Source organism: Dyella sp. 2RAB6 (assembly GCF_052115385.1).
Classification (GTDB): domain Bacteria; phylum Pseudomonadota; class Gammaproteobacteria; order Xanthomonadales; family Rhodanobacteraceae; genus Dyella_D.
The window spans coordinates 650,387-676,934 of sequence record NZ_JBFRGP010000001.1 but is presented as its reverse complement, the minus strand read 5'-3'; the positions used below and the strand labels follow the sequence as shown (position 1 = coordinate 676,934).

Annotated in this window: 37 protein-coding genes and 5 tRNA genes; 25 read left to right on the top strand and 17 right to left on the bottom strand. The window is 65.9% G+C overall.

The window, feature by feature from the left end:
* The first annotated feature begins 25 nt into the window (after nt 1–25).
* Entirely contained in the window at nt 26–1,696 is a 1,671-nt protein-coding gene (locus tag AB4083_RS03045) for a hypothetical protein (RefSeq protein WP_441606268.1), read from the top strand.
* A gap of 34 nt (nt 1,697–1,730) precedes the next feature.
* Here AB4083_RS03045 and AB4083_RS03040 read toward each other — a convergent pair whose 3' ends face one another.
* Nucleotides 1,731–2,243 (bottom strand): hypothetical protein, encoded by a 513-nt coding sequence (locus AB4083_RS03040; RefSeq protein ID WP_441606267.1) that lies wholly within the window; start codon nt 2,241–2,243, stop codon nt 1,731–1,733.
* 128 nt (nt 2,244–2,371) lie between these two features.
* Here AB4083_RS03040 and AB4083_RS03035 point away from each other — a divergent pair, with 128 nt between their 5' ends.
* From AB4083_RS03035 to AB4083_RS02935, 21 genes are all read left to right on the top strand, one after another.
* Nucleotides 2,372–2,641 carry a hypothetical protein gene (locus AB4083_RS03035; RefSeq protein WP_441606266.1) on the top strand — a complete coding sequence of 90 codons (270 nt, stop codon included), beginning with the start codon at nt 2,372–2,374 and terminating at the stop codon, nt 2,639–2,641.
* Nucleotides 2,638–2,958: a hypothetical protein gene (locus AB4083_RS03030; protein WP_441606265.1), complete on the top strand. Its 321-nt coding sequence runs from the start codon at nt 2,638–2,640 to the stop codon at nt 2,956–2,958. Before AB4083_RS03035 ends, AB4083_RS03030 begins: the two co-directional genes overlap by 4 nt.
* Complete coding sequence (locus tag AB4083_RS03025; RefSeq protein ID WP_441606264.1) at nt 2,955–3,176, top strand: hypothetical protein; 222 nt, start codon at nt 2,955–2,957, stop codon at nt 3,174–3,176. Before AB4083_RS03030 ends, AB4083_RS03025 begins: the two co-directional genes overlap by 4 nt.
* Nucleotides 3,177–3,450: 274 nt before the next feature.
* Entirely contained in the window at nt 3,451–3,681 is a 231-nt protein-coding gene (locus tag AB4083_RS03020) for a hypothetical protein (protein WP_441606263.1), read from the top strand.
* Nucleotides 3,681–3,989: a hypothetical protein gene (locus AB4083_RS03015; protein WP_441606262.1), complete on the top strand. Its 309-nt coding sequence runs from the start codon at nt 3,681–3,683 to the stop codon at nt 3,987–3,989. The genes AB4083_RS03020 and AB4083_RS03015 overlap by 1 nt, the downstream gene beginning before the upstream one ends.
* 3 nt (nt 3,990–3,992) lie before the next feature.
* Complete coding sequence (locus AB4083_RS03010; RefSeq protein ID WP_441606261.1) at nt 3,993–4,331, top strand: hypothetical protein; 339 nt, start codon at nt 3,993–3,995, stop codon at nt 4,329–4,331.
* A 3-nt stretch (nt 4,332–4,334) separates the two neighbouring features.
* Nucleotides 4,335–5,156, top strand: coding sequence for a DUF2303 family protein (locus AB4083_RS03005; protein ID WP_441606260.1), 822 nt, complete (start codon nt 4,335–4,337; stop codon nt 5,154–5,156).
* Between the two features lie 413 nt (nt 5,157–5,569).
* Complete coding sequence (locus AB4083_RS03000; RefSeq protein WP_441606259.1) at nt 5,570–6,103, top strand: DUF1566 domain-containing protein; 534 nt, start codon at nt 5,570–5,572, stop codon at nt 6,101–6,103.
* A gap of 63 nt (nt 6,104–6,166) precedes the next feature.
* Nucleotides 6,167–6,700 carry a hypothetical protein gene (locus AB4083_RS02995; RefSeq protein ID WP_441606258.1) on the top strand — a complete coding sequence of 178 codons (534 nt, stop codon included), beginning with the start codon at nt 6,167–6,169 and terminating at the stop codon, nt 6,698–6,700.
* 2 nt (nt 6,701–6,702) lie between these two features.
* Nucleotides 6,703–6,942, top strand: coding sequence for a hypothetical protein (locus AB4083_RS02990; RefSeq protein WP_441606257.1), 240 nt, complete (start codon nt 6,703–6,705; stop codon nt 6,940–6,942).
* A complete protein-coding gene (locus AB4083_RS02985) occupies nt 6,939–7,550 on the top strand; it encodes a hypothetical protein (RefSeq protein WP_441606256.1) in 612 nt (203 codons plus the stop codon). Before AB4083_RS02990 ends, AB4083_RS02985 begins: the two co-directional genes overlap by 4 nt.
* Entirely contained in the window at nt 7,551–7,961 is a 411-nt protein-coding gene (locus AB4083_RS02980) for a hypothetical protein (RefSeq protein WP_441606255.1), read from the top strand.
* On the top strand, nt 7,954–9,471 hold the full coding sequence (locus AB4083_RS02975; protein WP_441606254.1) for a dATP/dGTP pyrophosphohydrolase domain-containing protein: 1,518 nt from the start codon (nt 7,954–7,956) through the stop codon (nt 9,469–9,471). Before AB4083_RS02980 ends, AB4083_RS02975 begins: the two co-directional genes overlap by 8 nt.
* Complete coding sequence (locus AB4083_RS02970; RefSeq protein WP_441606253.1) at nt 9,468–9,962, top strand: hypothetical protein; 495 nt, start codon at nt 9,468–9,470, stop codon at nt 9,960–9,962. Before AB4083_RS02975 ends, AB4083_RS02970 begins: the two co-directional genes overlap by 4 nt.
* Nucleotides 9,962–10,270, top strand: a complete 309-nt coding sequence (locus AB4083_RS02965) for a hypothetical protein (protein ID WP_441606252.1) — start codon at nt 9,962–9,964, stop codon at nt 10,268–10,270. The genes AB4083_RS02970 and AB4083_RS02965 overlap by 1 nt, the downstream gene beginning before the upstream one ends.
* Nucleotides 10,257–10,529, top strand: coding sequence for a hypothetical protein (locus AB4083_RS02960; protein WP_441606251.1), 273 nt, complete (start codon nt 10,257–10,259; stop codon nt 10,527–10,529). The genes AB4083_RS02965 and AB4083_RS02960 overlap by 14 nt, the downstream gene beginning before the upstream one ends.
* Nucleotides 10,522–10,872 (top strand): hypothetical protein, encoded by a 351-nt coding sequence (locus tag AB4083_RS02955; RefSeq protein WP_441606250.1) that lies wholly within the window; start codon nt 10,522–10,524, stop codon nt 10,870–10,872. Before AB4083_RS02960 ends, AB4083_RS02955 begins: the two co-directional genes overlap by 8 nt.
* The gene (locus AB4083_RS02950) at nt 10,865–12,013 is read left to right on the top strand and encodes a phage Gp37/Gp68 family protein (protein WP_441606249.1); all 1,149 of its coding nucleotides are present in this window, start codon (nt 10,865–10,867) and stop codon (nt 12,011–12,013) included. Before AB4083_RS02955 ends, AB4083_RS02950 begins: the two co-directional genes overlap by 8 nt.
* Nucleotides 12,014–12,026: 13 nt before the next feature.
* The gene (locus AB4083_RS02945) at nt 12,027–12,233 is read left to right on the top strand and encodes a DUF4224 domain-containing protein (protein WP_441606248.1); all 207 of its coding nucleotides are present in this window, start codon (nt 12,027–12,029) and stop codon (nt 12,231–12,233) included.
* 32 nt (nt 12,234–12,265) lie between these two features.
* The gene (locus AB4083_RS02940) at nt 12,266–13,411 is read left to right on the top strand and encodes an integrase (protein ID WP_441606247.1); all 1,146 of its coding nucleotides are present in this window, start codon (nt 12,266–12,268) and stop codon (nt 13,409–13,411) included.
* A 197-nt stretch (nt 13,412–13,608) separates the two neighbouring features.
* Entirely contained in the window at nt 13,609–13,932 is a 324-nt protein-coding gene (locus AB4083_RS02935; RefSeq protein ID WP_441606246.1) for a hypothetical protein, read from the top strand.
* Nucleotides 13,933–14,013: 81 nt separating this feature from the next.
* On the opposite strand, the gene AB4083_RS02930 is transcribed toward AB4083_RS02935, so the two are convergent.
* From AB4083_RS02930 to rlmE, 7 genes are all read right to left on the bottom strand, one after another.
* Nucleotides 14,014–14,089, bottom strand: a tRNA-Lys gene (locus AB4083_RS02930).
* A 13-nt stretch (nt 14,090–14,102) separates the two neighbouring features.
* A tRNA-His gene (locus tag AB4083_RS02925) sits at nt 14,103–14,179 on the bottom strand.
* A gap of 19 nt (nt 14,180–14,198) precedes the next feature.
* Nucleotides 14,199–14,275: transfer RNA gene (locus AB4083_RS02920), tRNA-Arg, on the bottom strand.
* 27 nt (nt 14,276–14,302) lie between these two features.
* Nucleotides 14,303–14,379: transfer RNA gene (locus tag AB4083_RS02915), tRNA-Pro, on the bottom strand.
* A 175-nt stretch (nt 14,380–14,554) separates the two neighbouring features.
* Nucleotides 14,555–14,631 (bottom strand) — tRNA-Arg (locus AB4083_RS02910).
* 333 nt (nt 14,632–14,964) lie between these two features.
* Entirely contained in the window at nt 14,965–16,914 is a 1,950-nt protein-coding gene (gene ftsH, locus AB4083_RS02905) for an ATP-dependent zinc metalloprotease FtsH (RefSeq protein WP_441606245.1), read from the bottom strand.
* On the bottom strand, nt 16,911–17,561 hold the full coding sequence (gene rlmE, locus AB4083_RS02900) for a 23S rRNA (uridine(2552)-2'-O)-methyltransferase RlmE (RefSeq protein WP_441606244.1): 651 nt from the start codon (nt 17,559–17,561) through the stop codon (nt 16,911–16,913). The genes ftsH and rlmE overlap by 4 nt, the downstream gene beginning before the upstream one ends.
* A gap of 85 nt (nt 17,562–17,646) precedes the next feature.
* On the opposite strand from rlmE, the gene yhbY reads away from it, so the two are divergent.
* Both yhbY and AB4083_RS02890 read left to right on the top strand, forming a co-directional pair.
* Nucleotides 17,647–17,943 (top strand): ribosome assembly RNA-binding protein YhbY, encoded by a 297-nt coding sequence (gene yhbY / locus AB4083_RS02895; RefSeq protein ID WP_441606243.1) that lies wholly within the window; start codon nt 17,647–17,649, stop codon nt 17,941–17,943.
* 10 nt (nt 17,944–17,953) lie between these two features.
* Entirely contained in the window at nt 17,954–18,331 is a 378-nt protein-coding gene (locus AB4083_RS02890) for an Mth938-like domain-containing protein (RefSeq protein WP_441606242.1), read from the top strand.
* 10 nt (nt 18,332–18,341) lie between these two features.
* On the opposite strand, the gene AB4083_RS02885 is transcribed toward AB4083_RS02890, so the two are convergent.
* From AB4083_RS02885 to surE, 4 genes are all read right to left on the bottom strand, one after another.
* A complete protein-coding gene (locus AB4083_RS02885; RefSeq protein ID WP_441606241.1) occupies nt 18,342–19,358 on the bottom strand; it encodes a peptidoglycan DD-metalloendopeptidase family protein in 1,017 nt (338 codons plus the stop codon).
* Nucleotides 19,359–19,425: 67 nt separating this feature from the next.
* Nucleotides 19,426–20,034, bottom strand: a complete 609-nt coding sequence (locus tag AB4083_RS02880; protein WP_441606240.1) for a YqaA family protein — start codon at nt 20,032–20,034, stop codon at nt 19,426–19,428.
* Between the two features lie 26 nt (nt 20,035–20,060).
* A complete protein-coding gene (locus tag AB4083_RS02875) occupies nt 20,061–20,741 on the bottom strand; it encodes a protein-L-isoaspartate(D-aspartate) O-methyltransferase (RefSeq protein ID WP_441606239.1) in 681 nt (226 codons plus the stop codon).
* Between the two features lie 2 nt (nt 20,742–20,743).
* On the bottom strand, nt 20,744–21,535 hold the full coding sequence (gene surE / locus AB4083_RS02870) for a 5'/3'-nucleotidase SurE (RefSeq protein ID WP_441606238.1): 792 nt from the start codon (nt 21,533–21,535) through the stop codon (nt 20,744–20,746).
* A gap of 390 nt (nt 21,536–21,925) precedes the next feature.
* Here surE and AB4083_RS02865 point away from each other — a divergent pair, with 390 nt between their 5' ends.
* The gene (locus AB4083_RS02865) at nt 21,926–22,471 is read left to right on the top strand and encodes a Smr/MutS family protein (protein WP_441606237.1); all 546 of its coding nucleotides are present in this window, start codon (nt 21,926–21,928) and stop codon (nt 22,469–22,471) included.
* Between the two features lie 57 nt (nt 22,472–22,528).
* On the opposite strand, the gene truD is transcribed toward AB4083_RS02865, so the two are convergent.
* Genes truD through ftsB form a run of 5 tightly spaced genes read right to left on the bottom strand, consistent with a single transcriptional unit; the run spans nt 22,529 to nt 26,546 of the window.
* Entirely contained in the window at nt 22,529–23,539 is a 1,011-nt protein-coding gene (truD, locus tag AB4083_RS02860) for a tRNA pseudouridine(13) synthase TruD (RefSeq protein ID WP_441606236.1), read from the bottom strand.
* 32 nt (nt 23,540–23,571) lie between these two features.
* The gene (gene mgtE / locus AB4083_RS02855) at nt 23,572–25,014 is read right to left on the bottom strand and encodes a magnesium transporter (RefSeq protein WP_441606235.1); all 1,443 of its coding nucleotides are present in this window, start codon (nt 25,012–25,014) and stop codon (nt 23,572–23,574) included.
* 24 nt (nt 25,015–25,038) lie between these two features.
* Nucleotides 25,039–25,512 (bottom strand): 2-C-methyl-D-erythritol 2,4-cyclodiphosphate synthase, encoded by a 474-nt coding sequence (ispF, locus tag AB4083_RS02850; RefSeq protein WP_441606469.1) that lies wholly within the window; start codon nt 25,510–25,512, stop codon nt 25,039–25,041.
* Nucleotides 25,513–25,525: 13 nt separating this feature from the next.
* Nucleotides 25,526–26,215, bottom strand: coding sequence for a 2-C-methyl-D-erythritol 4-phosphate cytidylyltransferase (gene ispD / locus AB4083_RS02845; RefSeq protein ID WP_441606234.1), 690 nt, complete (start codon nt 26,213–26,215; stop codon nt 25,526–25,528).
* Nucleotide 26,216: 1 nt separating this feature from the next.
* Nucleotides 26,217–26,546, bottom strand: coding sequence for a cell division protein FtsB (gene ftsB, locus AB4083_RS02840; RefSeq protein WP_441606233.1), 330 nt, complete (start codon nt 26,544–26,546; stop codon nt 26,217–26,219).
* Between the last annotated feature and the right edge of the window lie 2 nt (nt 26,547–26,548).

The window sequence follows — 26,548 nt, the reverse complement described above, 5'->3', positions numbered from 1 at the left end:
CATGCCAACAGGGGTTAGGGACATTATGGGTAAGCCGGGGGAGGCTTTTCGGGGGATCGTCATAGGCGCGCTGTACGCAGCTGCGTTCTGGGCGTTGAAGGACACCCCGTCCCATCTGAACCTCTCAGTCGGCCTGCGCCTGGCGGTGCTGCTGATTACGAGCCCGCGCCGGTGGCCAACCATTTTCGCAGCCGATCTGCTGGTGAACTTGGGCAGCGCCGTGATGGCGTTTCGCGAGCACACCTTCATCAGCCCGAGCTACGTCTTCCTTTACAGCCTCCTGCAGCCCCTGGTGATTTTTCCGGGCGCGATGTTCGCCTACCAGCACAAGCTCAACGTGGTCGCGCCCACTTGGCGCGATGCGCGGCTGCTGCTGGGCGCGATCTTCGTCACTGCAATGGCCCAGCCGTTGGCCAGCGTGGCGGTGTGGTCAACCTATACGATCCCCGTGAGCGCCTCGGGCGACTCCATGCTCGGCCTGCTGGCCAGGTACTTCTGCGGCACCTTCCTCGGCGGAATCACCGTGATCCCTTTAATCGGGTTCGCGAAGCTGGCCTTCGACGCCGGCGCGCCAGCCGCCCGGGACCAACTACTGGGCCGCAAGCTTCGGGTTGTCCTGCGTGATGTGCTCCGAGGAGCGCCGCTCAAACTCGCCTGGGGCGCCGCGCGCCAGGTCGACCTGGCGCCGGCAATCAAGGCAGCGCTGTTCCTGTTGAGCCCGTGCGTGGCACTGGTCATTGTTGCCAAGTCGGGAATACCGGCGCCGATCCTCTGGACGCTACGCGTGGGCCTCTCGGCAATTCCGCCCATTCTGCTTGCGGGACTCTACGGGACACGTGGAGCGGCGTTGGGCTTGGTCCTTGCGAACTGCTGCGTCGCAATGACCAACACCAGTACACGAGAGCCTGGAGTGGTCGAGGTACAGCAGATCGCGATCGCCTTCAGCATCTGCGCCTGGCTGGCTGGCGTTTTCGTGACTCGGTCCAGCGATCGATTCCTTCGCGAGTCCGCCGAGAAGGATCTTCTGAGGAAAGCCCTGCAGCGAAAGAACCGAATGCCGGACCTCATGCGGCGATACAAGGCCGAAGCTCTGGACGACCTTGCCAAGTCGCTTGATGTGTCGCATTTCGATCGGTTTAGTGAGCTGGCCAAAGCCGAAGCCCTCAGTCAGCACTTCCGAATGCTGCACAGCGCGAGGAGCTATTTGCGCAGCAAGCGCGAGGCCCTTTTCCCTCCGCTACTGGAGGAATACGGGCTACGAACAGCACTGACCTGCGCGCCGATCCTGGAGAGCATCCGCCAGGCTGGTGAGGAGGTCGGGATCTACATGCCCAGCAGCGTCCGTGGCATTGCCATCGGGACGCAGCAGACGGTCTACCAGATCGTGCATGAGTGCCTGACGCACGCGATGCGCGAAGGCACGGTGCGCTCCATCAAGATCAAGGTTAGGGTCGGGTCGAGCAACGGCCGCCAATGGCTCGCTCTCAGGATGCGAATCTGCGCCAGGCCGGTGGACGAAGGCCAGTCCAAGGTGCGCACCGTAGACCGTGCTTCCATGGACGGCCTGTACGACTTGGCGGAAGCCTACGGCGGCGAGCTGCGCCAGTCACGGGATGACTGCTGGCGCTACGTCAGCGCCCTTCTCTTCGACGAGGAAGCAGAAGCCCAACTGCTGCTGGATTCCCAGCGGGCTTAAATGGGGCGCCGCGGCCGCGACGCCCCCATCTCGATCACTTCGCGCACTCGATAGGATCGGTGCAGGTGTCCTGCGCGCTCATGGTGCGAAGTGTGGCCGCCGGCGGCGAGGCGGGCGCCGCGCTGTTGATCTTGGCGCACTCGATCGGGTCACTGCACGGCTGCGCTTCGAGCGACTGCACCGTGAAGCCACTGCCGTCGTTGCTGATGCTCACCCTTTCGTCGGTATAGACCGGCGCGCCAGCAACGCTAGGCGAAGGCAGGACGATCTTCACCGCGGCTGAGCCGATGGGGAGGACGATAACCGTGCCGCCAGCCGCAGCCAGCGCCACCAGAGGCGCGCCATTGCGGTCATTCACCTGCACGTACGAGACGCCGTTCCGCACCCAGCGGTACGCGTGGAAGCTGGCGCTGCGGCTGGCGTCGGCCGCGCTCGGCCAGCTCGAGCCGAGCCCGTTTGCATCCTGGGCAGCGGCGGATCCGGACCAGGTCAGCGCCGCCATGGCGGTGGACACCAGCAAGGCAACGATCCTTCGACGGGTGTTCATCGGTGCACTCCTTGTTTGGACAATTGGCACGCGTGTCTAAACGGAAGCTGAATACGCTTCACCAAAACTGGTGACAGAACTGTTCGTTTTTGAACACAATCCCTTCCAGTCGCGAAAGGGAGTGTGCCATGGGAATGGTCCACAGTAATCAGCCGATTTTCACATCGCCTGCACATCTGGCCCGGCGGGCAATCGAAGCCGTCCGCCAGCTCTTCAAGCCTACCGAGGAACCGGCTCCGTCGCCTGTGACCGAGCGCCCGTATGACCCGGTTATCGACTGGGAACTGGACCTGCCCAACACCCCGCCGCTGGTGCCTGAAGTCGCGCAGTGGTTCCTGCTGCTGGTGATCTGGTGGATCGCCACCGTGCTGGCCGCCGATCAGTGGGGCCTGCTATGAGCCGCGCGCCGGACTCGAAGAGCTCCCTGCAGCTCACCCTGCCATCTGGCCTGACCCTGGTCATCGACATCGACCATTACGACACGTCGGTCACCACGACGGCTGCGCTGTACCACGGTGGCTATCCCAACGGTGAGCGCGTCGCCCTCTTCATCGGGGACAAGGGCCGCGTACGCGTTTCGAAGGACGCCGACGGCATCTGGTTCAACCAGGGTGTGGTGAACCTCGACTGGCACAGTCTCCTCCGCGTCGCCGACTTCCTGCACCTCGACATCCCGCAGCCGGAGCTTCCGGCCGGACGGGAGGTGCCGCGATGAACGTCCGCGCCGCCAACGCCCTCCGCGTGAAGTCCGCGAAGCGAGGAATCATTCATCACGCCAAGGAATGCGAGCGCGCGCTGCAGTGCGCCGCCGTCGCCGACGCAGAACCCCTGCTCGGCGAAGCCATGGCGAATGGCCTGCGCAAGCTCGCTGCGTACCACAGCGAGAATGCCTTCAGCTGGGCGCGCCATCTCACCGGAGGCGCCAGCACATGAGCTGCCTCTGCATCGAAGAGCTCCCGCTTTCGGAGCAGATCGAAATTCAGCTCGAAGAAGCAGACAGGCTTGCGCGTGCCACGCGCGCGCTCTTCGCCGCGTTCGATCAGCCCATCAGTTTGGACCCGCCGGCGCCCCCGCCGGTCGCCCCCCTGTCCCGGCCTCCTACCACCGGCGGGTCCTCTTTTTTCAACGCCAGCCCGGCGGTCGTAGCCCCTCCCTCCCTCCGACCCGTGGCGACCGCCGGTGCTGGCACCTATCCGGAGACCCTGCCGTGATCGCATCGCTCCAGATCTTCCGCGCGCGCCGCAAGGACATGGACGGCTACACGCCGCCCTCGCCCGCCGAGCGCATGGCCCGCTACTCGCAGCGACATGCCGAGGAGATGCGCCAGCGCGAGAACCTCGGCGCCGGCCTGCCGCGCGTGCGCCTGGTGAACGGCCGCTTCGTGCTGGTAGCCCTGCCCGGTCGTCCGAACGAGCTGCCGAAGGAAGGGGACGCCTGATGTTCGGTCGCAAGCAGATCGCGCTGCTGACGCATGCGCTCGAGTTCTACGGCAAGCGGGACAACTACCGCCGGCGCGGCATCCACAAGAAGGGCGACGACGTGCGCTACGCGCCCTCGCCCATCACGCAGGACCACGGCCACGCCGCGCGCGCAGCGCTCGGCTCCGCGCGCGCGCTCAACGAGCGCCAGCCCCTGCTTCGCCGTATCGCCCGAATCCTCAGCCCCCGGCCGAAGGACCTTGGCGTGTTCCGCCCCACCGTTCCGCCTCCGCTCACTTCCCGTGAGCCCACCACCACCACGGAGTAACCCATGAAGCAGGCAGAGCTGTACGACCTGTTCGGTGAGCTCGACGCTGGCGTGTTCCTGCAGAAGGTCTCTCGCGGCCTCGCGGACTGCGCGCTCGGCGCCGTGACCACCGGCAAGCCGGGCAAGGTCGTGCTGACGTTCGACATTAAGCAGATCGGCTCCAGCAACCAGGTCCACGTCAAGCACGCGATCAAGATGGCCAAGCCCACGCCGAACGGGCGGGTCACCGAGGAGAACAGCACCGAGACGCCGGTGTACGTCGGCACCGGCGGCAAGCTCTCCGTTTTCCCCGACAAGCAGGAGCCGATGTTCAAGGGTTCCCAGCAGCAGGCGGAGGGCTGACCGATGGAGAACATCCAGCTCATCCAGGACACCGCTGTCGAAGCCGCGGGCAAGCGCCTCCTCACCGTCGGCAGCACCGTTATCGCTGCCATCCTCAACGACAACCAGAAGCTGACCTCGCTGGAGCCCTTCCAGGACGGCCGCTTTCGCTACCGCGGCAGCTTCGACACGTCGTCGCTCGACGACTACTGCGCCTACGTCTGCACGGTGGCGGAGGCCAGCGTCGTTCCGGCGTTCGTCGACGTCGATCGCATGCGGGCGGTTGCGTACTTCAATCTCGGCACGGCGAACACGCCCGGGCACGGTGACTGGACCGGCTCGCTGGGGATGAAGGCCACTGCGGCGTATCAGGCCCTGAACCAGATCGACGGCAAGCCGCAGAGCCAGGTCGCGCTGATCAACTGGCTGGAGGACTGGAACGATGTCCTCGTGGCCGACTTCGACGACAACAACTCGTCGCTGCAGCGGGCTATCGCCTCGATCCGCAAGATGAAGATCAGCAGCAAGGCCGAATCCACGCACACCACCGGCGACTTCAATTCCAACCGCAGCGCGATGGAAGAAATCGAAGCTTCCGGCGCTGAGGCGTTGCCGACCGGCTTCCGCCTGGCCACGGAGCCGTACGAGGGACTCTCCTCGCGCAGCTTCGCGCTGAAGCTGTCCGTCCTCACCGGTAACGGCGTCGACAAACCCAACCTGGTCCTGCGCTGGCTCCGAAAGGAGTCCACGGTCGAGGCCATCGCGCGCGAGTTCAAGTCGGTGCTCGCCGAAAAGCTCGGCGACCGCGTCGCCCTTTCCATCGGCACGTTCAACGTCGGCAAGTAACGGCTGCTCTTAGGCAAGAGCCGTGGCCGGCGGCATATCCGGCCAACCTCGCCTCGTGGTGCACGGGGCACAGAGCAGGGCACTCGGGAGTTTCCGGTAACCGAGCCGGTGAACACTCGGGGGGATTCCTACTAGCACTGGGTAAGCGAACGGGCGTAGCGGCCCAACCCGAGTGCCCTGCTCTGTACGGCAGTGAATGCGCGGGCTGACGCGCATGCCGATGAGACCGACCCTGCGGGGATTGTGGAGGCAGAGCGCTGTTAGGCCGTAAGCCCTCAAGCCCTTGTTGGCAGCGCCGACTACAGGAACCGCTCATCGCCAGCCAGACGGAAAGCCGGGTGAAGTCGATTGCAGCACCGGCCACTGCTTTTTCTCTCCACCAAAACGCCGGCGTTTCCGGCCAAGGACTTTAGGTGAACACACCACAGATCGTGATCCAGAAGGCGCACATCACCATCACGACGCCTTTCGATGTTGCCGCGCTGAAGCCGCTCACCATGCTGTCGGTCGCCGACCAGGTCGACGCCTTCCTCAACCCGGATCCGAACCGCTTCGAACACAACTTCGAGACGGGCGTCATCACCGATCCGCTCACCGGCCTGATGTGGGCCGAAGAGACGGAGAAGCTTGAATGGGACAGCGCGGTGAAGGCGTGCGCCGACTGTCGCCTGGGCGGCTTCACCGACTGGCGCATGCCGACGCGGCTCGAGCTACTCACGATTCTCGACCTGGATCGCTGCAAGCCCTGCCTGCCGCCCGTCTTCGAGACCGCTGGCGAGTACCTCTGGACGGCCACCGAAACGCCGTGGAGCAAGAAGGAAGGACGTACGGGTTCTGCCCGCTCGTTCTTCTTCGTCGGCTTGAACTACGGCCTCGTGAGCAGCGACCTCGCCAGCTACCGGTTCCGTGCGCGGCCGGTGCGGCGCGCGGCGCCGGCCAGTCAGTGATCGTTTCTCTGCCATCGGTGCGCTAGCCGCGCCGACACCCTTCCCTCCCTTCGAGAGGCAACCATGAATCACGAACAGCAAAGCGCCGGCGGCTTCTCCGCTGGCGACATGACCGACGCCGCCGCCAGCGGATTCCGCGACGGACAGGCCAGCGCGGCCAACTCCAACAGCTTGTTGACGCGGCCGGACTGGCTGTATCGCGGCCTCGCCAAGATCGCCGCCACCGGCGAGCAGCTGCCGCCGGATGCGACCGATCACGCCATCGTCTACGACCCGGCCACGGGCCTGATGGAAGCCATCAATGCGCCCGGCTTCGACAAGGACCTGTCGCACGATGCCGCGGTCACGGCGGCCACCCCGATATCTTCCGCGTCCGACCGCCTCGACAACGCGCTGTTCACGTTGCACGCGCGCCTGGAGACGCTTTCCGCGAAGCTGACGCCGGTGCTGCACGCGCAGGCACCGCAGTCGGAGAAGACGGCCAATGACACGCCGGCCAGCGACGTCGGCCTGGTCCGCCAGTTCGACGACGCGACGAGCCGCGTCCTGCAGGCCGTTCGCGGTATCGATGATCTGATCGAGCGCGCGGCGGTCTGACGATGGAGGGACGGCGCGCCAGCCGCGACGAGCGCATCCAGGCTTCCTGGGCCGAAGTGCAGCGCCTCGCCGCGGAAGCTGAAGCCGCCGCAGCGGCGCGCCGTCCCCGGGTGTGCGGCAACTGCAAGCTCTACATCCGCTGCGACATCAATCCCGAGGCCGCCATCGGTTCCTGCGAAATCGGCCATCTCTACCACTTTCCCGAGGAGCGGCATCACTGCCGCGATCACAAGCCCACATGATCGAGCGCTTGAAAGCCCGCGCGTTCCGCGCCTTCGGCGACTGGTGTATTCGCCGCGCGATGCGCACCCCCTACTTCCACCTCTACCAGGACGACGGCCGGCTCTACATGGAGCGCTACTGGCTGTTCCGCTTCGGCATGCCCAGCAACTGGCAGGAGCTGCAGCGGCAGGTCGAGAAGCTGACGCGGCGCATTGCCGAGGACGAGTACCTGAGCCCCGCAGCGCGCGATCGCCTGCACGGTCAGCTCGCCGATATCCGCCAGCAGCTTTACCCGCGCTTCGGCATCCGGATCCACCGCATCGTCAGCAGCGACGAGCGCGTGTTTCATGATCACCCCTGGAACTTCGCCACGCTGATTCTGCGCGGCGGGTACAACGAAGTGACGCCGCTCGACCCCAGTGGCGTGACCGGTTTCCTGCGCCGCTACACGGCCGGCTCGTTCCGGCGCATGCTCGCCACGCAGTGGCACTACCTAACGCTGGAGCCTGGCCAAGAGGCCTGGACGCTCTTCATCACCGGCCGTAAGCGCCAGTCGTGGGGCTTCCTGGTCGATGGAGTGAAGGTGCCCTGGCAGCAGTACATCGCGCGTCGAAAGGCGGGTACCTAAATGGCCCAGACCTTTCTGCACCAGTTGACGTTCACGGTGCTCACCTGCGGTGAATGCCACACCCAGTTCGCAATGACCGACGAGATGTACCGCCGTCGGGTATCGGACAAGCGCACCTTCTACTGCCCCAACGGCCATCCCAGGGCGTTTATGGGCGAGTCCGACAATGATCGCGCTCAACGCCTGGCAGGCGCTCTCGATATGGAGCGCACGCGCCGCGCCGAGACGGAGCGCCAGCTCGACTACCAGCGCCGAGCCCGCAAGGGCATCAGCACACGCCTGCAGAAGACCAAAGCCCGCGTCGGCCGCGGTGTCTGCCCCTGCTGCAACCGCACCTTCTCCGCTCTGGCGCGCCACATGGCGAGCGAACACCCGGGCTATGCCACCTCCCAGGAACAAGCCGATGTCTAACTCGACCCCGCTTTGCATCTACCACGGCAACTGCACCGATGGCTTCGCCGCAGCGTGGGCAGTTCGATGCGCCCAGCCTGGCGCAGATTTCGTCGCCGCGTCCTATGGCAGCACGCCGCCCGACGTCACCGGCCGTATCGTCTATATCGTCGACTTCAGCTATTCGCGCGACGTGCTGCTGGCGATGGCCGAGAAGGCGACGCAGATCGTCGTACTCGACCACCACAAGACGGCGGCCGAGCAGCTGGGCGATTTGCCGCAGAACGTGATCGCCACGTTCGACATGGAGCGCAGCGGCTGCATGCTGGCCTGGCAGCACTTCTTCGGGCACGAACTGCCGCCACAGCTGCTGCTGCACATCCAGGATCGCGATTTGTGGACATGGAAGTTGCCGCACACGAAGGAAATCCTGGCAGCGGTGTTCAGCTACCCGCACGACTTCGAGGTCTGGGACCGGCTGATGTGGGGACCGATCGATGACCTGCGCAACGAAGGTGTCGCCTTGCAGCGCAAGCATGACAAGGACATCGAGAGTCTGCTGCCGAGCGCGCGGCTAACCGATATTGGCGGCCATCTGGTGCCAACGATCAACCTGCCGCCCATGATGGCAAGCGAAGCCGGCGCCGCGCTGGCCAAGGACCAGCCTTTCGCCGCCATCTATTGGGATACCCGATCTGGCCGTCAATACAGCCTGCGGAGCGCGCCAGATGGCGTCGACGTCGCTGCCATCGCTCAGCAATTCGGTGGCGGCGGCCATAAACATGCCGCCGGATTTAAAGCGCCCTGGGGGCATCCGTTGACATTGCCGACTCCGGCCGATCAGCGGCCTGGATACATCAACACCCAAACCGCCGAACGGCGCCTCGCGGAGCTGCTTACAAAAGGTCTCGGCCGACAACATGAGGCCCTGACCGACCTCGGCACATTGATCTTCGCTCGCCTGGAGCGCGATCAGCTCATCGAGAAGAAGCTACTGCACGACTTCGTGACCGATGCCCCAGCTTTCGACTTCGCGGCGCACTTACTGCGCCAGCGCTATTTCTCCGAGCGTACCTTCGGCCCCGGCTATCGCGCTAAGGGTGTCGTCGCGCACATCCGGAAGGAACTTAACGAAATCGAGTCCGCGCCTGCCGACCTGACGGAATGGATCGATGTTGCGATCCTCGCACTTGACGGCGCCTGGCGCTCCGGCGCCACACCACAGCAAATCATCGACGCGCTGGTGGCCAAGCAGGCGAAGAACGAGGGCCGTGCCTGGCCGGACTGGAGGACCATGGACCCGGATAGCGCGATCGAACATGACCGCTCAGGTGAAGCGTCCCCTGCCGATGTCGCTCCAGGGTGTGCACTAGTAACCATGTCAGTCGGCATGGAGCCCGGTCGCTGGGAGGGCTGGATCTTCGCGAAGCACGCCGATGGGCAATGGGTGTCGGTAGCCAAGTTGCAGCCATTCGGCCTTGCACTGATGCGCGCTGCGGCCGCGCAAGTCCACGAAGGCACCGCGGCATGACCCTCGACGAAGCCATGGCCATGGCCAGCCAGGACTGCCCACTGCCGCACCGCGCCGGCGAGGCCCTCCGCGTGTTGCGCGCCGAGGTGCAGAAGCACCAGTCGATGCTCGATGCGTACCGTGAGCTGGTGCTCGGCTACGCGGTGATTGTCGGAGACCTGACGAAAGGCCTTGACCCGCACGATCCGATCTACACGGAAATCATGCGCGTCGGCACTGCATGGGTGCGCCTGGATCCGGAGTACATGAGGTCCGGCCGCACGCCGATCCGAGTCGGAATGGATAGTGCCAATGGGGTCGACACCACCGTCTACGCGCAGCACACCGCCAGCGGCTCTGTCCTTGTCGTGCATCAGGATCAGAGCCCAACGCCGTCACCCAGCGGCCCCTGCATCGTATGCGCTGGCTGCGGCACGCCAATTTTTACAATCGCCTCGCCTTTGTGCGCGGCCTGCTGGGCGAAACACTCTAGCGGCATGAGGGCGAAGTGATGCCCTGCTACTCGATCCATCGCAAGGACGGTGGAAAGGCCATTCTTTGCGGCGACCTCGGCCCACATTGCGGCGACGCCAACTGCGGCGATGTCGGCACCTATCTGTGCGACTACCCGGTGGGGGACGACAAGACCTGCGATATGCCGCTCTGCCACGGGCACGCGTTCGAAGCCGCCCCGAACATCCACTACTGCCCTGGCCATGCACTTCTATGGCGCGAGTTCCGCGCCGCCGGCGGTGTCACGCGCGAGCTCGAGAACGTCGTGCCCTACAAATCCAAGGAGTCCACCAATGAAGGGTCGTAATCCCATACTTCTCGGCCAAGCCGAGGTGATCGATATGGTGCAGCCACAGGTGAGAACGATGTTAACCACTGATGGCTTCTACGTCGGCACCGATAGCGAACACCCGGAGTTCGAAGTCCCGCTGGTGGTGGTTCGCGGCAAGGTGTACAGCATGAAGATCGACAAGGAGCTGCCACCCGAGGGCTTTAAGCAGTCGTTGCTCCTCGCTGGGCCCTTCCGCGGCGTGCATGACGACGAGTCGAGCACTCCACATGGCTGACCACCGAATCGAGCAGGCCTTTCGGGCTCTCCAGGAGGCCTCTAATGAAGCACATAAGCGTGATGCCACCGCGGCGTTCGTTGGCACCGTGGCACTTGCGCGGAGGTTGCTTGCCGAGGTGATTGAGGACGACGGCCACTGGGTTGTGATCGGCGGTCGCCGTTGCGGCCGGAACTGGCTGGCGACAATACAGCTCCAGGCAGCGCTCTATCGGTTCCTCCGAGACCGTGCTGGCAATGAACTCCTGGAGAAGCTGAAGGGACTGCCGGTCGCGGACGACTTCGACAACGCGATCGCGTCTGAAATGACGCCGCAGATGTTCCTGGAGGCCGTCCGTGGCTGAGCGAAGCTCGATCGAATGGACCGACTCCACGTTTAACCCGTGGATTGGCTGCACCAAGATTTCGCCTGCGTGCGACCACTGCTACGCGGAACGCAGCACGCCGGCACGCGCCGGTGGCATTGCCTGGGGCGCTGGCGCGCCGCGCCATCGGACCTCGGCCGCGAACTGGAAGCTGCCGCTGCGCTGGAATGCGAGGCGCTTCATGGCTTGCGAGGAATGTGGCTGGCGTGGTGAATGCGACGCCGAGCTGATCGGCTGCGGCAATTGCGGATCCTCAGCTGCGATGAACGATGCACGTCGCCGCGTGTTCTGCGCCAGCTTGGCCGACGTGTTCGACAACGAGGTGCCGATCGAATGGCGACGCGAACTCTTCGAGCTGATCGCCTCGACGCCCAACCTTGACTGGCTGTTGCTCACAAAGCGCATCGGCAACGTTTCACGCATGGTCACCGAGATCGCGGATCGGCCACGCTTGGCAAGCCGTCCGGGCGACTTTCTGGCCTACCATTGGCGCAACGGCAACGCGCCGGCAAATGTGTGGCTGGGCGCCACCGTCGCGAATCAGGGTGAGGCCGACCGGGACATTCCGAAGTTGCTGGAAGTGCCCGCGGCCGTGCGTTGGCTCTCGTGCGAACCACTGCTGGGCTCCGTCGACCTTGCCGAGATATGCGACGGAGCCGCTCACCGAGAGATACCGCGCGAGTACTGGACAGACGTCGACAACGACGACAGCCCGCCCGCGATCGGCATCGATGCCTTGACTGGCTTGCGCTGGCAACGATTCGGCGATTGGTACGAGTACGGCTCGCATTTGGATTGGGTCGTCGTCGGTGGTGAGTCCGGCCCGGCCGCGCGGGCTATGCATCCCGAATGGGCGCGCTCACTGCGCGATCAATGCGCCGCCGCCGGCGTGCCGTTCTTCTTCAAGCAGTGGGGTGAGTGGGCGCCGGCCCTCTCCGGAATGTGGTTCCACCCAATGCAAGATATGCCCCATTTCTCAGCGCGCGCGGCTGGGCGCGACACCCATGATTTTGGCGCCGGCCTGGGCGCGGTACGAATCGGTAGGCGTCCGGCCGGCCGCCTACTTGATGGCCGCGAGCACAGCGATTGGCCCAGAGCGGCCAACCTCAAGGAAATCTGAGGGTTAGAGAGCCATGCTTGACGGTTTTTTGACCACTGACGACCTCCGCACGCTGACTGGCTACGATAGAGCCGGTGACGTGGAGCGCTGCCTGACTAAACAGGGCGTGCGGTTTTTCCTGGGGAAGGAGGGTCCGTGGACGACTCGCGAGCTGATAAACGCCGCCGGCGGCCTGACGCCAGCGGGGAACGACGAGACCTACGGGGGCAGTATCCTGTGAGGCGCGGCCGCCCTCGTCGCTTCGATCCGACTGTGCCCAAGCACATCGACCAGGCGAAGCTGCCCACCGGTGCCTACTGGGATTCGCGCGATCGCGTTTGGTACACGCTGATCAAGGACGGTGCAAAGGCAACGCGCCGCCGCATTGCGGGCGCCAGCGCCACGCTCGCGGATCTGCACCACGTGCTGCAGGAGCTGAACACAGCTAACAGCACCGGCACCATTCGCTGGCTGCACGAAGAGTTCCAGGCATCCGACCAGTGGAATGAGCTGTCGCCGCACTCGCAGCGCGACTACAACAACTGCCTGGCGCGCCTGACAAGGCTGAAGACCAAGGTCAGCGGCACGGGCGATCTTCTCGTCGCCAATAGGCTCTCTCGGCCAGACGTGCAGCTGATCGTCGACGAGATAGCCAAGAAAACGCCATCCATGGCGAACCACGTAAAGCGCTATCTCGGCCGCCTATTTACTTGGGCAATGCAGCGCAAACGCATGCGCGTCCGGGCGAACCCCGCGCATGAGATCGATGCTGCAACCGAAGTTGCCGATTCGAAGATGCCGACGCCAGAAGCCATGGAGGCCGTCATCGCGTTTGCGCGTGAGCGCGGCGCGCGGAAGGCACACACGAAAGGCAGCTGCCCGCCATACATCTGGCCGGCGATGGTGCTCACTTATCGGTGCCGGCAGCGTGGCATTGAAGCGCTACTTTTAAGCGACGCCGACGACCATGCCGAGGGCATTTACACGAGCCGCCGGAAAGGTTCGAAGGACAACATCACGAGCTGGTCGCCTGAGCTTCGCGAGGCATGGGATGCGGCGATCGCCTATCGCCGAGACATATGGAAGCGGAAAAAGAGGGAGCACCCTATCCGTCCCCAAGACCGCCCCGTGCTGGTCAACCAGAAGGGCGAGACGCTCGCAACGTTAAATGACAAGAACGAAGTGGTCACCCGCTCGACGTTCGATAGCGCATGGCAGCGCTTCATCCAGATGGCAATTCGCGACGGCGCGATCACCAAGGATCAGCGCTTCTCGCTGCATGGCTTGAAGCACCGCGGTATCACCGACTCCGAGGACAAAACCTCTGGCGGCCACGTGGATCCCGGCATGGTCAAACGCTATGACCATGAGGTGCCCGTGGTTGCCCCGGCGGGCAGCGGCCGCGGCACCCGAAAATGACGTCGGGCCACTTCTACGACGACAGCATAGAGCGCGTACGGGAAGAAGCGTGGCGCCTTGGCGACTACGATTCGGAAGATTGCCCGAACTGCGGAAGGCACCGACTGTGCCGCTGCCCCAACGGAAAGCGCCGTTGCGAGAAGTGCAATTGGTGCCCGGAAGATGGGCGGTACGCCCCGGTGGATCACTAAAGCGCAATGACCGAGGAACAACGCAGGCTGCTGGCTTCGATCCCGAAGAGCGAACTGCTCGCGGAGCTTGTGCGCCGGGAGAACCAACCACCTGACGAGCAGGTGCATCCGTGGTGCGATGACTGTGCGCACTACAAGACGTTCGATGGCGCCGGCGATCCGCCGGCCAAGTTCAACCCCTGCTCGAAGAAGCACAAGCCGCACTTCTGGACACCCAGGCCTTGGGAGTCGACCGAGACATTCGGCTACTACCTGGCGGTCTGCGAAGACCGCAAACCGGTGCACGAGCAGACGCGTGAAAGTGCCTTGCCACCCCACCGCATACGCTGACTTCGGCAATTTATTTTTACGGTCATTTTTACGGTGCGCAAAAAAACAGGCACCTAGATTTCTCTAAGTGCCTGTTCCGATTGGTGGGCCGTGTAAGATTCGAACTTACGACCAATTGATTAAGAGTCAACTGCTCTACCAACTGAGCTAACGGCCCTGAACTTTAAATTTGGGGTGGACGATGGGACTCGAACCCACGACATCCGGAATCACAATCCGGTACTCTAACCAGCTGAGCTACGCCCACCATAACCTTTGATATGTACTGGCGCGCCCGACAGGAATCGAACCTGCAACCGTCGGCTTAGAAGGCCGATGCTCTATCCGGTTGAGCTACAGGCGCAATGCACTCGGGTGCACAGCAACTGCTTGGTCGGGGCAGAGGGATTCGAACCCACGACTTCCAGCTCCCAAAGCTGGCGCTCTACCAGGCTGAGCTATACCCCGATTTCGAACCTTCAGCTGCTTTCGCAATGCCGAAGCTTTGAAATGCTACGGGTGCCGCTTCGCCCAGTCAATCCGTATCGAAGCACACCGAACACATCTTTCGTCCGGTTCCACGAGACGATGTTCTGCCCTGTGGACACAAGCCTTGATGCGAACATCACTGCCTGCTTGTAATTGGCGCGCCCGGAGAGATTCGAACTCCCGACCACCAAGTTCGTAGCCTGGTACTCTATCCAACTGAGCTACGGGCGCGCTGTAAAACTTTTGCCTTGATCACTTAACCACCGAAGTGGAAAGCGCCGAAGCCAGAAGCGGAATTATTCAGATTCGAGCGGTGGCCGTCAATACTTTTTTCAGTTTTTTTTCACCGGATGCCGAGACATTCATATCCCGGTGCAACGATCGCGCATCGAAGGTGCGCATTCTAACGGCCGAAAACAGCATCGACTAGAGGCCAGGCAGCGCGTGCTGCTCTGTGCTGATCCGAATCCGTTGCTGCCTGTCGTGCAGCATCCATCCTGACGCCGCAAACGACGAGGGCGGCCATGTGGCCGCCCTCGTTCGATCTCACCATGCCCTGCTCGCTCAGCCGTGCGGATGACGGCTCTGCGTGGCAGGGTCGCCCACCTTGGCGCCCGCATCGCCGCGCGGCGGCGGCGGTGGCGGCGTCGAAGAACCGGGCGCCGACTTGCTCCAATCCGCCGGCGGTCCCGGCATGCGGCCGGCCATGATCTCGTCGATCTGGTGCGCGTCGATGGTTTCGTACTGCAGCAGCGCCTCGGCCATCATGTGCAGCTTGTCGATGTTGTCGGTGAGCACCTGCTTGGTACGCGCATAGGCGCGGTCCAGGATCGCGCGCACTTCCTCGTCGATCTTGCGTGCGGTCTCGTTGGAGACGTTCTTGTGCTGCGTGACCGCGCGGCCCAGGAACACTTCGTCTTCTTCCTCGCCGTAGGTCACCGGGCCGAGCGTGTCGGACAGGCCCCACTTGGTCGCCATGTTGCGCGCCATCTTGGTCGCGCGCTCGATGTCGTTGGAGGCGCCGGTGGTGACCTTGTCCTCACCGAAGATCAGCGCCTCGGCAACGCGGCCGCCGTACAGCGAGCACAGCTGCGATTCGATCGCTACGCGGTTCATGCTGTACTTGTCGCCTTCCGGCAGATACATGGTCACGCCCAGCGCGCGGCCGCGCGGGATGATGGTGACCTTGTAGACCGGATCATGCTCGGGCACCACGCGACCGACGATGGCGTGGCCGGCCTCGTGATAGGCGGTGAGTTTCTTCTCGTCCTCGCTCATGGCCAGGGAGCGGCGCTCCGTGCCCATCAGGATCTTGTCGCGCGCCCTGTCCAGGTGATTCATGCGCACGTCGCGCGCATTCTCGCGCGCCGCGAACAGCGCAGCCTCGTTGACCAGGTTGGCCAGGTCGGCGCCGGAGAAACCCGGCGTGCCACGCGCGATGGTCATGGCGTCCACGTCGGCCGCGGTCGGCACCTTGCGCAGATGCACTTTGAGGATCTGCTCGCGGCCCCTCACGTCCGGCAGGCCGACCATCACCTGGCGGTCGAAGCGGCCCGGGCGCAGCAGCGCGGGGTCGAGCACGTCGGGGCGGTTGGTCGCGGCGATCACGATCACGCCCTCGGTGCCCTCGAAGCCGTCCATCTCGACCAGCAACTGGTTGAGGGTCTGCTCGCGCTCGTCGTGGCCGCCGCCCAGGCCGGCGCCGCGGTGGCGGCCGACCGCATCGATTTCGTCGATGAAGATGATGCAGGGTGCGTGCTTCTTGGCCTGGTCGAACATGTCGCGCACGCGGCTGGCGCCGACGCCGACGAACATCTCGACGAAGTCCGAACCGGAGATCGAGAAGAACGGCACCTTGGCCTCGCCCGCGATGGCCTTGGCCAGCAGGGTCTTGCCGGTGCCGGGCGGGCCGACCATCAGCACGCCGCGCGGAATCTTGCCGCCGAGCTTCTGGAACTTGCCCGGGTCGCGCAGGAACTCGACCAGCTCGCCGACTTCCTCCTTCGCTTCGTCGCAGCCGGCGACGTCGCTGAAGTTCACCTTGATCTGGTCCTCGCCCTGCAGCTTGGCGCGCGAGCGGCCGAAACTCATGGCGCCGCGCCCGCCGGCGCCGGCCTGCATCTGGCGCATGAACCAGATGAAGACGCCCACGATCAGGATGATCGGCAGCCAGTTGAGCAGCAGGCCGAGCAGCGAGAAGCCGTTGTTGGCCGGCTCCTGCCGCACCTCGACGCCCTTGTCCTGCATCTGCTTGACCACCGAGCTGGTGGAGAAGCCGAGCACGGGGGCGACGGTGCGGAAGGCGCTGCCGTCCTTCAGCTTGCCGCTGATGCTGGCCGGCTGGTCGGCGCTGATCACGGCGGTGGACACGTTGCCGTTGTCCACACTTTGCACAAAGCTGCTGTATGGCAGGTCGGATGACGACGTGCCATGCGGGTTGAAGCTCTGGAACACCGTGAGCAACACCACGGCGATGATCAGCCAGAGCAAAAGATTTTTAGCCATCTCATTCATGCACGGTTCTCGCCCGGTTGAGCGCCACTGACCTTTCTTCCTGTGGCCAGCGCATAGACCTCACGCGAACGGGCGCGGGAGGCTTTGGGTTTACGCATAGTTACGCGCGAAAACTCCTTGCGCAAGCTACGCAGGTAATCGTCGAAGCCAGCTCCCTGGAATAACTTGATCAGGAACGAACCCCCCGGCTTCAGCCAATGGCGGCTGAAGTCCAGCGCCAGCTCGGCCAGATCCATTGCCCGGATCTGATCGGCCAGCGCGACACCACTCATATTGGGGGCCATGTCGGATAGGACAAGATCGAGCTGCTGACCCTCCAGACGGCTCTCCAGCTCACGCAGGACGGACTCCTCGCGGAAGTCGCCCTGCAGGAAATCCACCCCGCCGATGCCCTGCATCGGCAGGATATCCAGGGCCACCACCTTGCCGGTGTCGCCCAGGCGCTGGCGCACCAGTTGCGACCACCCGCCCGGGGCGGCGCCCAGGTCGACCACGCGCATGCCCGGCTTGAGCAGGCGGTCGCGCTCGATCAGCTCTTCCAGCTTATAGACGGCACGGGAACGCGCGCCCTCAGCCTGGGCTTTCTTAACATAGACGTCATCGAAGTGTTCCCGCAGCCAGCGGGAACTGCTTTTGCTGCGGGACATGGGTCGGCAACGGCCACAGATAGGGGGGAACGGGTCGGCATGATACCCTTGTCGGTCCATTCGCCGCGAATCCGAGACTGAACGCATGTCGCTCTCCCCGTCACAGCGCCGCTACCTGCGCAGCCTGGCCCACGACCTGAAGCCGGTCATCCTGCTCGGGGCCAAGGGCGCGACCGAAGCCGTGGTCAAGGAACTGGACCTGGCCCTGACCCACCACGAGCTGGTCAAAGTGAAGCTGTCCGGCGGCGACAAGGACGAGCGCCAGGCGCAGATCGACTTCCTCGCCGGCGGCACCCGGGCCCTGAACGTGCAGCAGATCGGCCATATCGTGGTGCTGTTCCGCCGCAACGAGGACGAGCCCAAGCTCGCCCTGCCCCGCTGAGCCAGCGCGCATGGACCTCTCGCTCGACCGCCCCGGCGAATACCTGTACGTGCGCCGGGTCGGCGCGCGCAGCGTCACCGTAGTCGATCGCGAATTCACCCGCAGCCTGGTGCTGTCCCCGGAGCGGGCCATCGAGAACTGGCCGGTCACCCATGCCGGCGAGCTGGATGCCAGCCACGTCGATGCCATCCTGGCGCTCGACCCCGAAGTGGTGGTGCTGGGCACCGGCGAACGCCAGGTCTTCCCGGCGGCGGCCTTCATGGCCGGCTTCTTGCGCAAGGGAGTGGGCGTGGAAGTGATGGATAACGCCGCCGCCGCGCGTACCTACGACCTGCTGGCCGGCGAGCGCCGCCGCGTGGTCGCGGCCTTTATCCTGCCGCCGGCCTGAGCGCCGCCGCTCAGCGCGACGGCAGATAACCCAGCGGGTCGACCGGATTGCCGTCGCGGCGGATCTGGAACTGCAGTTCGTCGCGGGTCGCGCCGGTGGAACCCATCTCAGCGATCTGCTGGCCCGCGCTGACGCGCTGGCCTTCCTTCACCAGACGCTTGCTGTTGTGCCCATAGGCCGACAGGAAGCTGTCGTTGTGCTTGATGATGACCAGCTCGCCGTAGCCGACCAGGCCGTTGCCGCTGTACACCACCACGCCGTCGGCGGCAGCGCGGATCGGATCGCCGGACTTGCCCAGGACCTCGATCCCCGGAATCGCATCGCCCGACTGATAACGCTTGCCCAGCGAACCGTCCGCCGGCCAGCGCCAGTTGATGCCGGCGCTGGAACGGGTGGCGCCCGGGGCCACGGCCTGCGGCGGTGCCGGCGGCGGGGTGGCGACCGCCGCGGCGGTATGCGCGGTGGCGGGGGCGCCGGCCACCGGCACGACCGTCACTGCCGTGGATGCGGGGGCCGGAGTCGATGGCACCGGAGTCGACACCGGAGTCGTGGCCGGCGCCGGCTTGGTGGGCGCCGCCGCGGCCGTAGCCGCGGCCGCCGTCGCTGCGGGATTCGCCGGCACCGTCTGGAAACCGCCATCGCCCGCCGTATTGGCCGGGTGGCCCGGCGCCACCGGCTTGGGCGCAGCAACCACCACGGCATGGCTCGCCGCCGGCGCCGGTGCCCCGCTCGGCGACAGCTTCAGGGTCTGCCCCGGCCAGATCGTGTACGGCGCGGCGATGCCGTTCCACGAAGCCAGGTCGCGGAAATCCACGCTGTTGCGGAAGGCGATCGAATACAGGGTGTCGCCCTTCACCACCCGATAGCTGCCGCCCGGCGCCGCGGCGCGGACATTGGCGGCCGGCGCCACCGTGCGTCCCTGCGCGCCGGCGGCCGGCTCGACCACCACCGAGCTGCGTGGCGACACGCAGGCGGCGAGCAACAGGGAGAGCGCGGCGGGGGCGAGGTAGCGGCTGGATCCTTTCATGCGATCAGCATAGCGAGGCAAATGGTGATTTTCATGCGCACGCCCTGTTTCCGACTACGCCCCATCCTCACCGGCTCAGCAGCCACCACGCCAGCAGGCCGGCGAGGATCACCACCGCGGCCCAGCCGATGCGTTCGATGTGCTTGTGCAGGACGCGTTCGGCGCGCTCGCCGAAGATGCGGATCAGCAGCGCCAGCAGCCACACGCGCTTGCCGCGGCCGACCGCCATGCAGACCAGGAACGGAATGATCGGCACGCCCACGATGCCGGCCGCCCAGGTCACGAACTTCATCGGCACCACCGGCTGCAGCGCGGCCAGCGCCAGCACCACCAGCAGGCCCAGCCAATGCGTATTCATCTGCGCGCGCAGGCTGTCCACGCCCTGCTGGATCGGCGCCAGCAGATGCAGCGCCTCCAGCACCGGATGCAGCGCCTGGAACGCCCAGTGGCCGAGTGCATAGCCGACCAGCGAGCCGAGCAGCGAGAACAGCAGGCTCAGATTGGCGTAGAAGAACGCCTTGTGCCGCTTGCCGAGCATCATCGGCGCCAGCATCACTTCCGGCATGATCGGGAAGATGAAGGCTTCGACGAAGCTCAGGCCGCACAGGTAATAGACCGCCCTGGGGTGACGCGCCCAGGTCAGGGCGCGTGCGTACAGCGTTCCGAACAAGCGCATCTAGCGTCCTTCAAGGGAGGGCGGCATCAACCGATGCCGCCGAGCAGCGGCACGAAGCTCACCGGTCCCAGTTCTTCCTGCACGAAGTCGCCCTGCCCGTCACCGCGCATGCGGATCAGGATCTGATGGCTGGGCGAACCCACCGGAGCCACCAGCACGCCGGTCGGGCTGAGCTGGTCGAGCAGCTGGGTGGGAATGGTGTCGCCGGCGGCGGTGAGGATGATGGCGTCGAACGGTGCCTCGTCCGGCCAGCCCAGCTTGCCGTCGTCGTGGCGCGAACGCAGGTTGGTCAGCCCCAGCTGGCGGAAGCGGCGGCGCGCCTGGCGCAGCAGTTCCTCGATGCGCTCGACGGTGTAGACCTGCGGCACCAGCGAGGCCAGCACCATCGCCTGGTAGCCGGAACCGGTGCCGATCTCCAGCACCTTCGGCGGCACGCCGAATTCCAGCAGCGCCTCGGTCATGCGCGCCACCACCCACGGCTGGGAGATGGTCTGGCCATGGCCGATCGGCAGCGCGGTGTTCTCGTAAGCGCGCGAATGCAGCGCCTGGTCGATGAAGTGATGGCGCGGCAGGTTGCGGATCACCTCGATCACGCGCACATCCTTGATGCCGTCTTCTTTCAGCTTGGACGCCAGCCGGTCGCGGGCGCGCTGCGACGTCATGCCTTCGCCTTTCAGCGCGGAGGGCGGCAGCGGATGCACGTTCATGGTCACGCCACCTTCGCTCCGGTGGGTGCGTCCATGCAGTCGCTCAGCGCGTTCATCCAGCTGCTGACCTTTTCCAGCGCCTGGAAGCGCGTGAGGTCGACGTGGATCGGCGTGACCGAGACATAACCGCGGCGCACCGCGTCGAAGTCGGTGCCGGGACCGGCATCGTCCACGTCGCCGGCCGGGCCGATCCACCAGATCGGCTTGCCGCGCGGGTCGGTCTGCTTGATGCACGGCGCGGAACGGTGCCGCTTGCCCAGCCGGGTAACCTCGAAGCCGTGGATCTCTGCCCACGGCCGGTCCGGCACGTTGACGTTGAGAATGGTGTCGGCCGGCAGCGGATCGACCAGCAGGCGTTCCATCAGCATCAGCACGGCGCGCGCGGCGGAATCGTAGTGCTCGCCGTGGTGGTCCTTGCTGACCAGCGACACGGCGATCGCGGGCAGGCCGAGGAAGCGGCCCTCCATCGCGGCGGAGACCGTGCCGGAATAGATCACGTCGTCGCCGAGGTTGGCCGAGTTGTTGATGCCCGACACCACGATGTCCGGCTCGTAATCGAGCAGGCCGGCCAGCGCCAGGTGCACGCAGTCGGTCGGCGTGCCCGCCACGCGGTAATAGCCGTTGTCCATCCGCAGCACGCGGATCGGCGCGTCCAGGGTGAGTGAATTGCTGGCGCCGGAGCGGTCCCGGTCGGGAGCCACCACGGTGACCTGGCCCACCGCACCGAGGCGCTCGGCCAGCACGCGGATGCCGGGAGCATCCACGCCGTCGTCGTTGCTTACGAGAACTCGCATCATCATCCGTTCGAAAAACCCAGGAGCCGGCGCGTTCCCCGGCACGCCAGCGATACACCGAAGTCTACCCGAGCGGGCCGGGGGTTTCATCGCCAGATGCACGCTCGCGACCTCTCCTGGAGGAATCCTTCTCCCGCCGGGAGCACGCGGGGAGCGCACAGGGATGTGCGCGGCTCTCCTCGCTCATCAAAGCCGGGCACATCCCTGTGCCCTCTTCGCGTGGAGGAGCGAGGAAGGTGGCGGCAGCCGGATGAGGGTACGGTCGGAGTGCAACGCACCACTCCGCCCGTACCCTCACCCCAACCCCTCTCTCCCACGGGGACTACCTTCGGGTCGCCGGTGGGAGAGGGGCTTTAGTGCGCGTGGTCGTGGTGGTCTACGATGACCGATATGAAGCGCCGCCCTCCCGCCAGCGTGAACGATGACGATGCGCGCCTGTTCCGCGACGCCATCGGCGAGGTCCGCCGTCTCGACCCCGCCGAGCCGGCGCCCGCCGCACCCAAGCCGGAGCCGCGCGCGCACATGCTGGAGGCGGACGAGGCCGCCGTGCCGGGCGAGCTGCTCGACATGTCCTTCGATCCCGGTCTCATGGAAGTCGGAGAAGAGCTCAGCTACCTGCGCGACGGCTATCCGCCGAAGCTGCTCAGGCAGCTCAAGCGCGGCCAGTTCAGCGTGCTCGACGAGATCGACCTGCACCAGATGAATGCCGCGGCAGCGACCGCAACCATCGCCGATTTCCTCGCCGAAGCACATGGGCGCGGCTTTCGCTGCGTACGCATCGTGCATGGCAAGGGTTTGCGCTCGAAAAGCGCCGGGCCGGTGCTGAAAGTGCTGACCGACCGCCTGTTGCGCCGGCGCGACGACGTGATCGCGTTTGCGTCGGCACGGCCGATGCAGGGTGGCACGGGTGCCGTGGTCGTATTGCTGAAGGACTGAATCCGCGCATCCGACGCAGGTTGGGGTTCGCCTGCGGCTCACCCCAACCTGCGCAACCTACGCCGTGACGGCGAGTTCGCGCACCACCACGGTGGCATAGGCGCCCGCGGGCAAGGCAAACGCAAGCTCCAGCGCATCGCCCTCCAGCCACTGCCAGCGCAATTGATCCGGAATCAGCCGCAGCGGCCGGCGCTCCTGATCCATCCGCGCCGCTACCAGCCCGGCCACCAGGTCGGCGTTCGCGGCGGCAATCTCAGTTTCAAGCTGCGCAACTTCCGCCCCGGCCGGTGTCTCGCCCTGTCCCCACAGCGGCCCGGACGGATGGATATCGCCACGCCCCAGCCGTTCCGCCAGCACGGCGTCGAACGGCTCGGGCCCGAACCACGAGCGGCTGCCGGCCAGCGACCACAGCTCGCCTTCCAGCGGCTGGTCCCAGGCATCGCGCTCCACGCGCGCGGCCAGCACTTCGTTGAACACGTGCGAGCGCGCCGCCGACAGCAGGAACTGGCGCTTGTCGCGATCCACCCGGCGCCCAGCGAACATCGCACGCGCCTGCTCGACATTGCCGCCACCGCGGCCGAAGCGCTGCTCGCCGAAATAGTTCGGCACGCCGCGCGCGGCGATGCGCTCCAGCACTTCCTCGGCGCGTGCGCGATCGCCCTGCACCTGCCGCAGCACCAGCACGAAGCGGTTGCCGCGCAGTGCGCCACGCTTGAGCTTGCGCTTGTGCCGCGCGGCCGACAGCACCTGCACGTCCGCATGCGGAAACGCCGACCAGTCCGGGTCCGGCTTGCCGGCGAGCTGCACCGAAAAGGTTTGCCGCGTCACCGCGTGGCGATCCTTCAGGCCCGCATAGCCGACCGCCACCTGCGGCACGCCGGCGTAGTTCGCCAGTTCGCGCGCCACCCAATCGGTGGTGGCGCCGCGCTTCTCCACCAGCAGCAGCGCGTGCTCGCCTTCGCCGTCGGCTTCATAGCCGAGGATCTCCTCCACGCGGAAATCTTCGGGGGCGCTGCGCAACTGGGCGCTGAGCGGCGGGGTGCCAACGGCGTAGGGGAGATCGCTCATGTAATAAAGACCAGAAAGAAAAAAGAAACGCGTCAGACCAGGAACACCGTCGCCAGTCCAAGGAAAATAAAGAAACCGCCGCTGTCGGTCATCGCGGTAATCAACACGCTCGAACCCATCGCCGGATCGCGCCCGCGGCGCGCCATCAGCATCGGAATGCCCACGCCGCAGAACGCCGCGAGCAGCAGGTTGAGCGTCATCGCCGCCGTCATCACCAGGCCCAGCGCGAGATGTCCGTACAGCGCCCACGCAACGAGGCCGATCACCCCGCCCCAGACCAGGCCATTGGCCAGCGCCACGCCCATCTCCTTGCGCCATAGCCGCTTGGCGCTGGCCGGGGTGATCTGGTCCAGCGCCAGCGCGCGCACGATCATGGTGGTGGTCTGGTTGCCGGAGTTGCCGCCGATGCCGGCCACGATCGGCATCAAGGTGGCCAGCGCCACCAGCTTCTGGATCGAACCCTCGAACAGGCCGATCACGCGCGAAGCGATGAAGGCCGTGACCAGGTTGATCGCCAGCCAGGTCCAGCGGTTGCGCACCGACTTCCACACCGAGGCGAAGATGTCTTCTTCCTCGCGCAGGCCGGCGCGGTTCAGCGCCTCGCTCTCGCCTTCCTCGCGGATCACGTCGACCATGGAGTCGATGGTGATGCGGCCGATCAGATGGCTGTTGTCGTCCACCACCGGCGCGGTGACCAGGTCGTAGCGCTCGAACGCCTGCGCCGTCTCGTAGGCGTCGTCGGCCGGGTGGAAGGTGTTGACGTCCGGCGCCATCACCTCGCTCACCATCTTGTCCGGCGAGTTGACCAGCAGCCAATGCAGCGGCAGCACGCCGGTGAGCAGGTTGTCGTGATTGACCACGAACAGCTTGTCGGTCTGCGCGGGCAGCTCGTCGAAACGGCGCAGGTAGCGCAGCACCACTTCCAGGCTGACGTCCTCGCGGATGGTGACCATCTCGAAATCCATCAGTGCGCCGACCTGGTCGTCCTGCCAGGACAGCGCCGACTGCAGCTGCTCGCGCTGCTGCGCGTCGAGGCTGGCCATCAGCTCCGGCAGCACCTCGGTGGGCAGGTCTTCCACCAGGTCGGCCAGCTCGTCCGCTTCCAGCGGCTCGACCGCGGCCAGGATCTCGCGCTGGTCCATGTCGGCGATCAGCGATTCGCGAACCGCGTCGGAGACCTCCAGCAGGATCTCGCCGTCGCGGTCGGCCTTGACCATCTGCCAGATGGCGAGGCGGTCCGTCAGCGGCAGCGCTTCGAGGATGTAGGCCATGTCGGCCGGATGCAGCCCGTCGAGCTGCCGCTGCAGCTCGGTCAGGTGCTGGCGATGCAGCAGGTTGTCGACCAGGTCCTGGTGCGGCCCGTGCTGCGCATGCGCGACCTGCTCCACCAGCTTGTGCCGGCGCAGCAGTTCGTTGATGCGCTCCAGCTGCTCGTGCAGCCGGTTGGCGGAGCCGCGGACCTCGGTCTCGCTCATGCCGGCATGCTCATGCGTGCAGGCTCATGCCAGCACCAGCAGCGCGCAGGCCTGCGCGGCAATCCCCTCGCCGCGGCCGGTGAAACCCAGCTGCTCGGTGGTGGTGGCCTTGACGCTGATGCGATCGATCTCGCAGTGCAGGTCTTCGGCCAGCCGCTCGCGCATCGCCTGCGCGTGCGGGCCGACCTTGGGCGCTTCGCAGATCACGGTGACGTCGACATTGCCGATCGCATAGCCGCGCTCGCGCATCAGCGTGTAGGCGTGGCGCAGGAACAGGCGGCTCTCGGCACCGCGCCAGCGCTCCTGCGACGGCGGGAAATGGCGGCCGATATCGCCCAGCGCCAGCGCACCGAAGATCGCGTCGCACAGCGCATGGATCACCACGTCGCCATCGGAATGGGCCACCACGCCGCGGCCATGCGGCACGCGCACGCCGCCGAGCATCACATGGTCGCCGTCGCCGAAGGCGTGCACGTCGAAGCCCTGGCCGATCCGCATCATGCGCGCGCCCTCACGCCGTCCTGTCCAGAAGAAATTCGGCCAGCGCGAAATCGGCGGCCGTGGTCACCTTGATATTGTCCTCGGCGCCTTCGACGAGCAACGGGGCATGCCCCGCGCGCTCCATCGCCATCGCCTCGTCGCCGGGCTTCCAGCCGCCCGCTGCCGCCGCGCGCAAGGCTGCGGCCAGTTCGCCGCGGCGGAACAGCTGCGGGGTGAACGCGCGCCAGCGCTGCTCGCGCGGCTCGGTCTCGATGCTGCGCCGGGCCGCGTCGGCGCGCTTGAGCGTGTCGCGCAGCGGCGCGCCGAGCAGGCCGCCGCCGGCGGGCACCGCCAGTTCGATCAGGCAGGCGATGTCGGCGGCACGCACGCAGGGCCGCGCGGCGTCGTGCACCAGCACGAAATCGTCGAGCGCCACCGCGGCGGGCAGCGCATCCAGGCCGGCCAGCACCGAATCGCAGCGCTCCGCGCCGCCGACGGTGGTCAGCACCGGCTTGCCGCCGATGCGTTCCACGCCGGGCCAGCGGTCGTCGCCCGCGCCCAGCACCACCATCACGCCGGCAATGCGCGGATGGGTGGCCAGGCGCACCAGGGTGTGTTCGATCAGCGGCCGGCCGGCCAGCGGCAGGTATTGCTTGGGCGTATCGCCACCGACCCGGGCGCCGCGCCCGGCGGCCGGCACCACGCACCACAAGGGAGCCATCTCAGTGTCCGCCGCTGCTGGCGGCGGGCGCGGGCGCCACGCTGGCGGCGGCCCCCGGCTGCTCGACCACCTGGTAGAAGGTCTCGCCCGGCTTGATCAGGCCCAGCTCGCCGCGCGCACGCGCTTCCACCGCCTGTTCGCCGTGCTTGAGGTCGTCCACGTCCGCGCCCAGCGCCTGGTTGCGCTGGAGCAGGCGCTGGTTGTCCTCGGTCTGCTTCTTCACCGCGCCGCGCAGGGTTTCCACCTCGTGCACACCGCCGTTGCCGGTCCACAGTTTCACCTGCAGACCGATCAGCACGAGCAGCAGGATGAGGGCGATCCAGCGCAGCATCG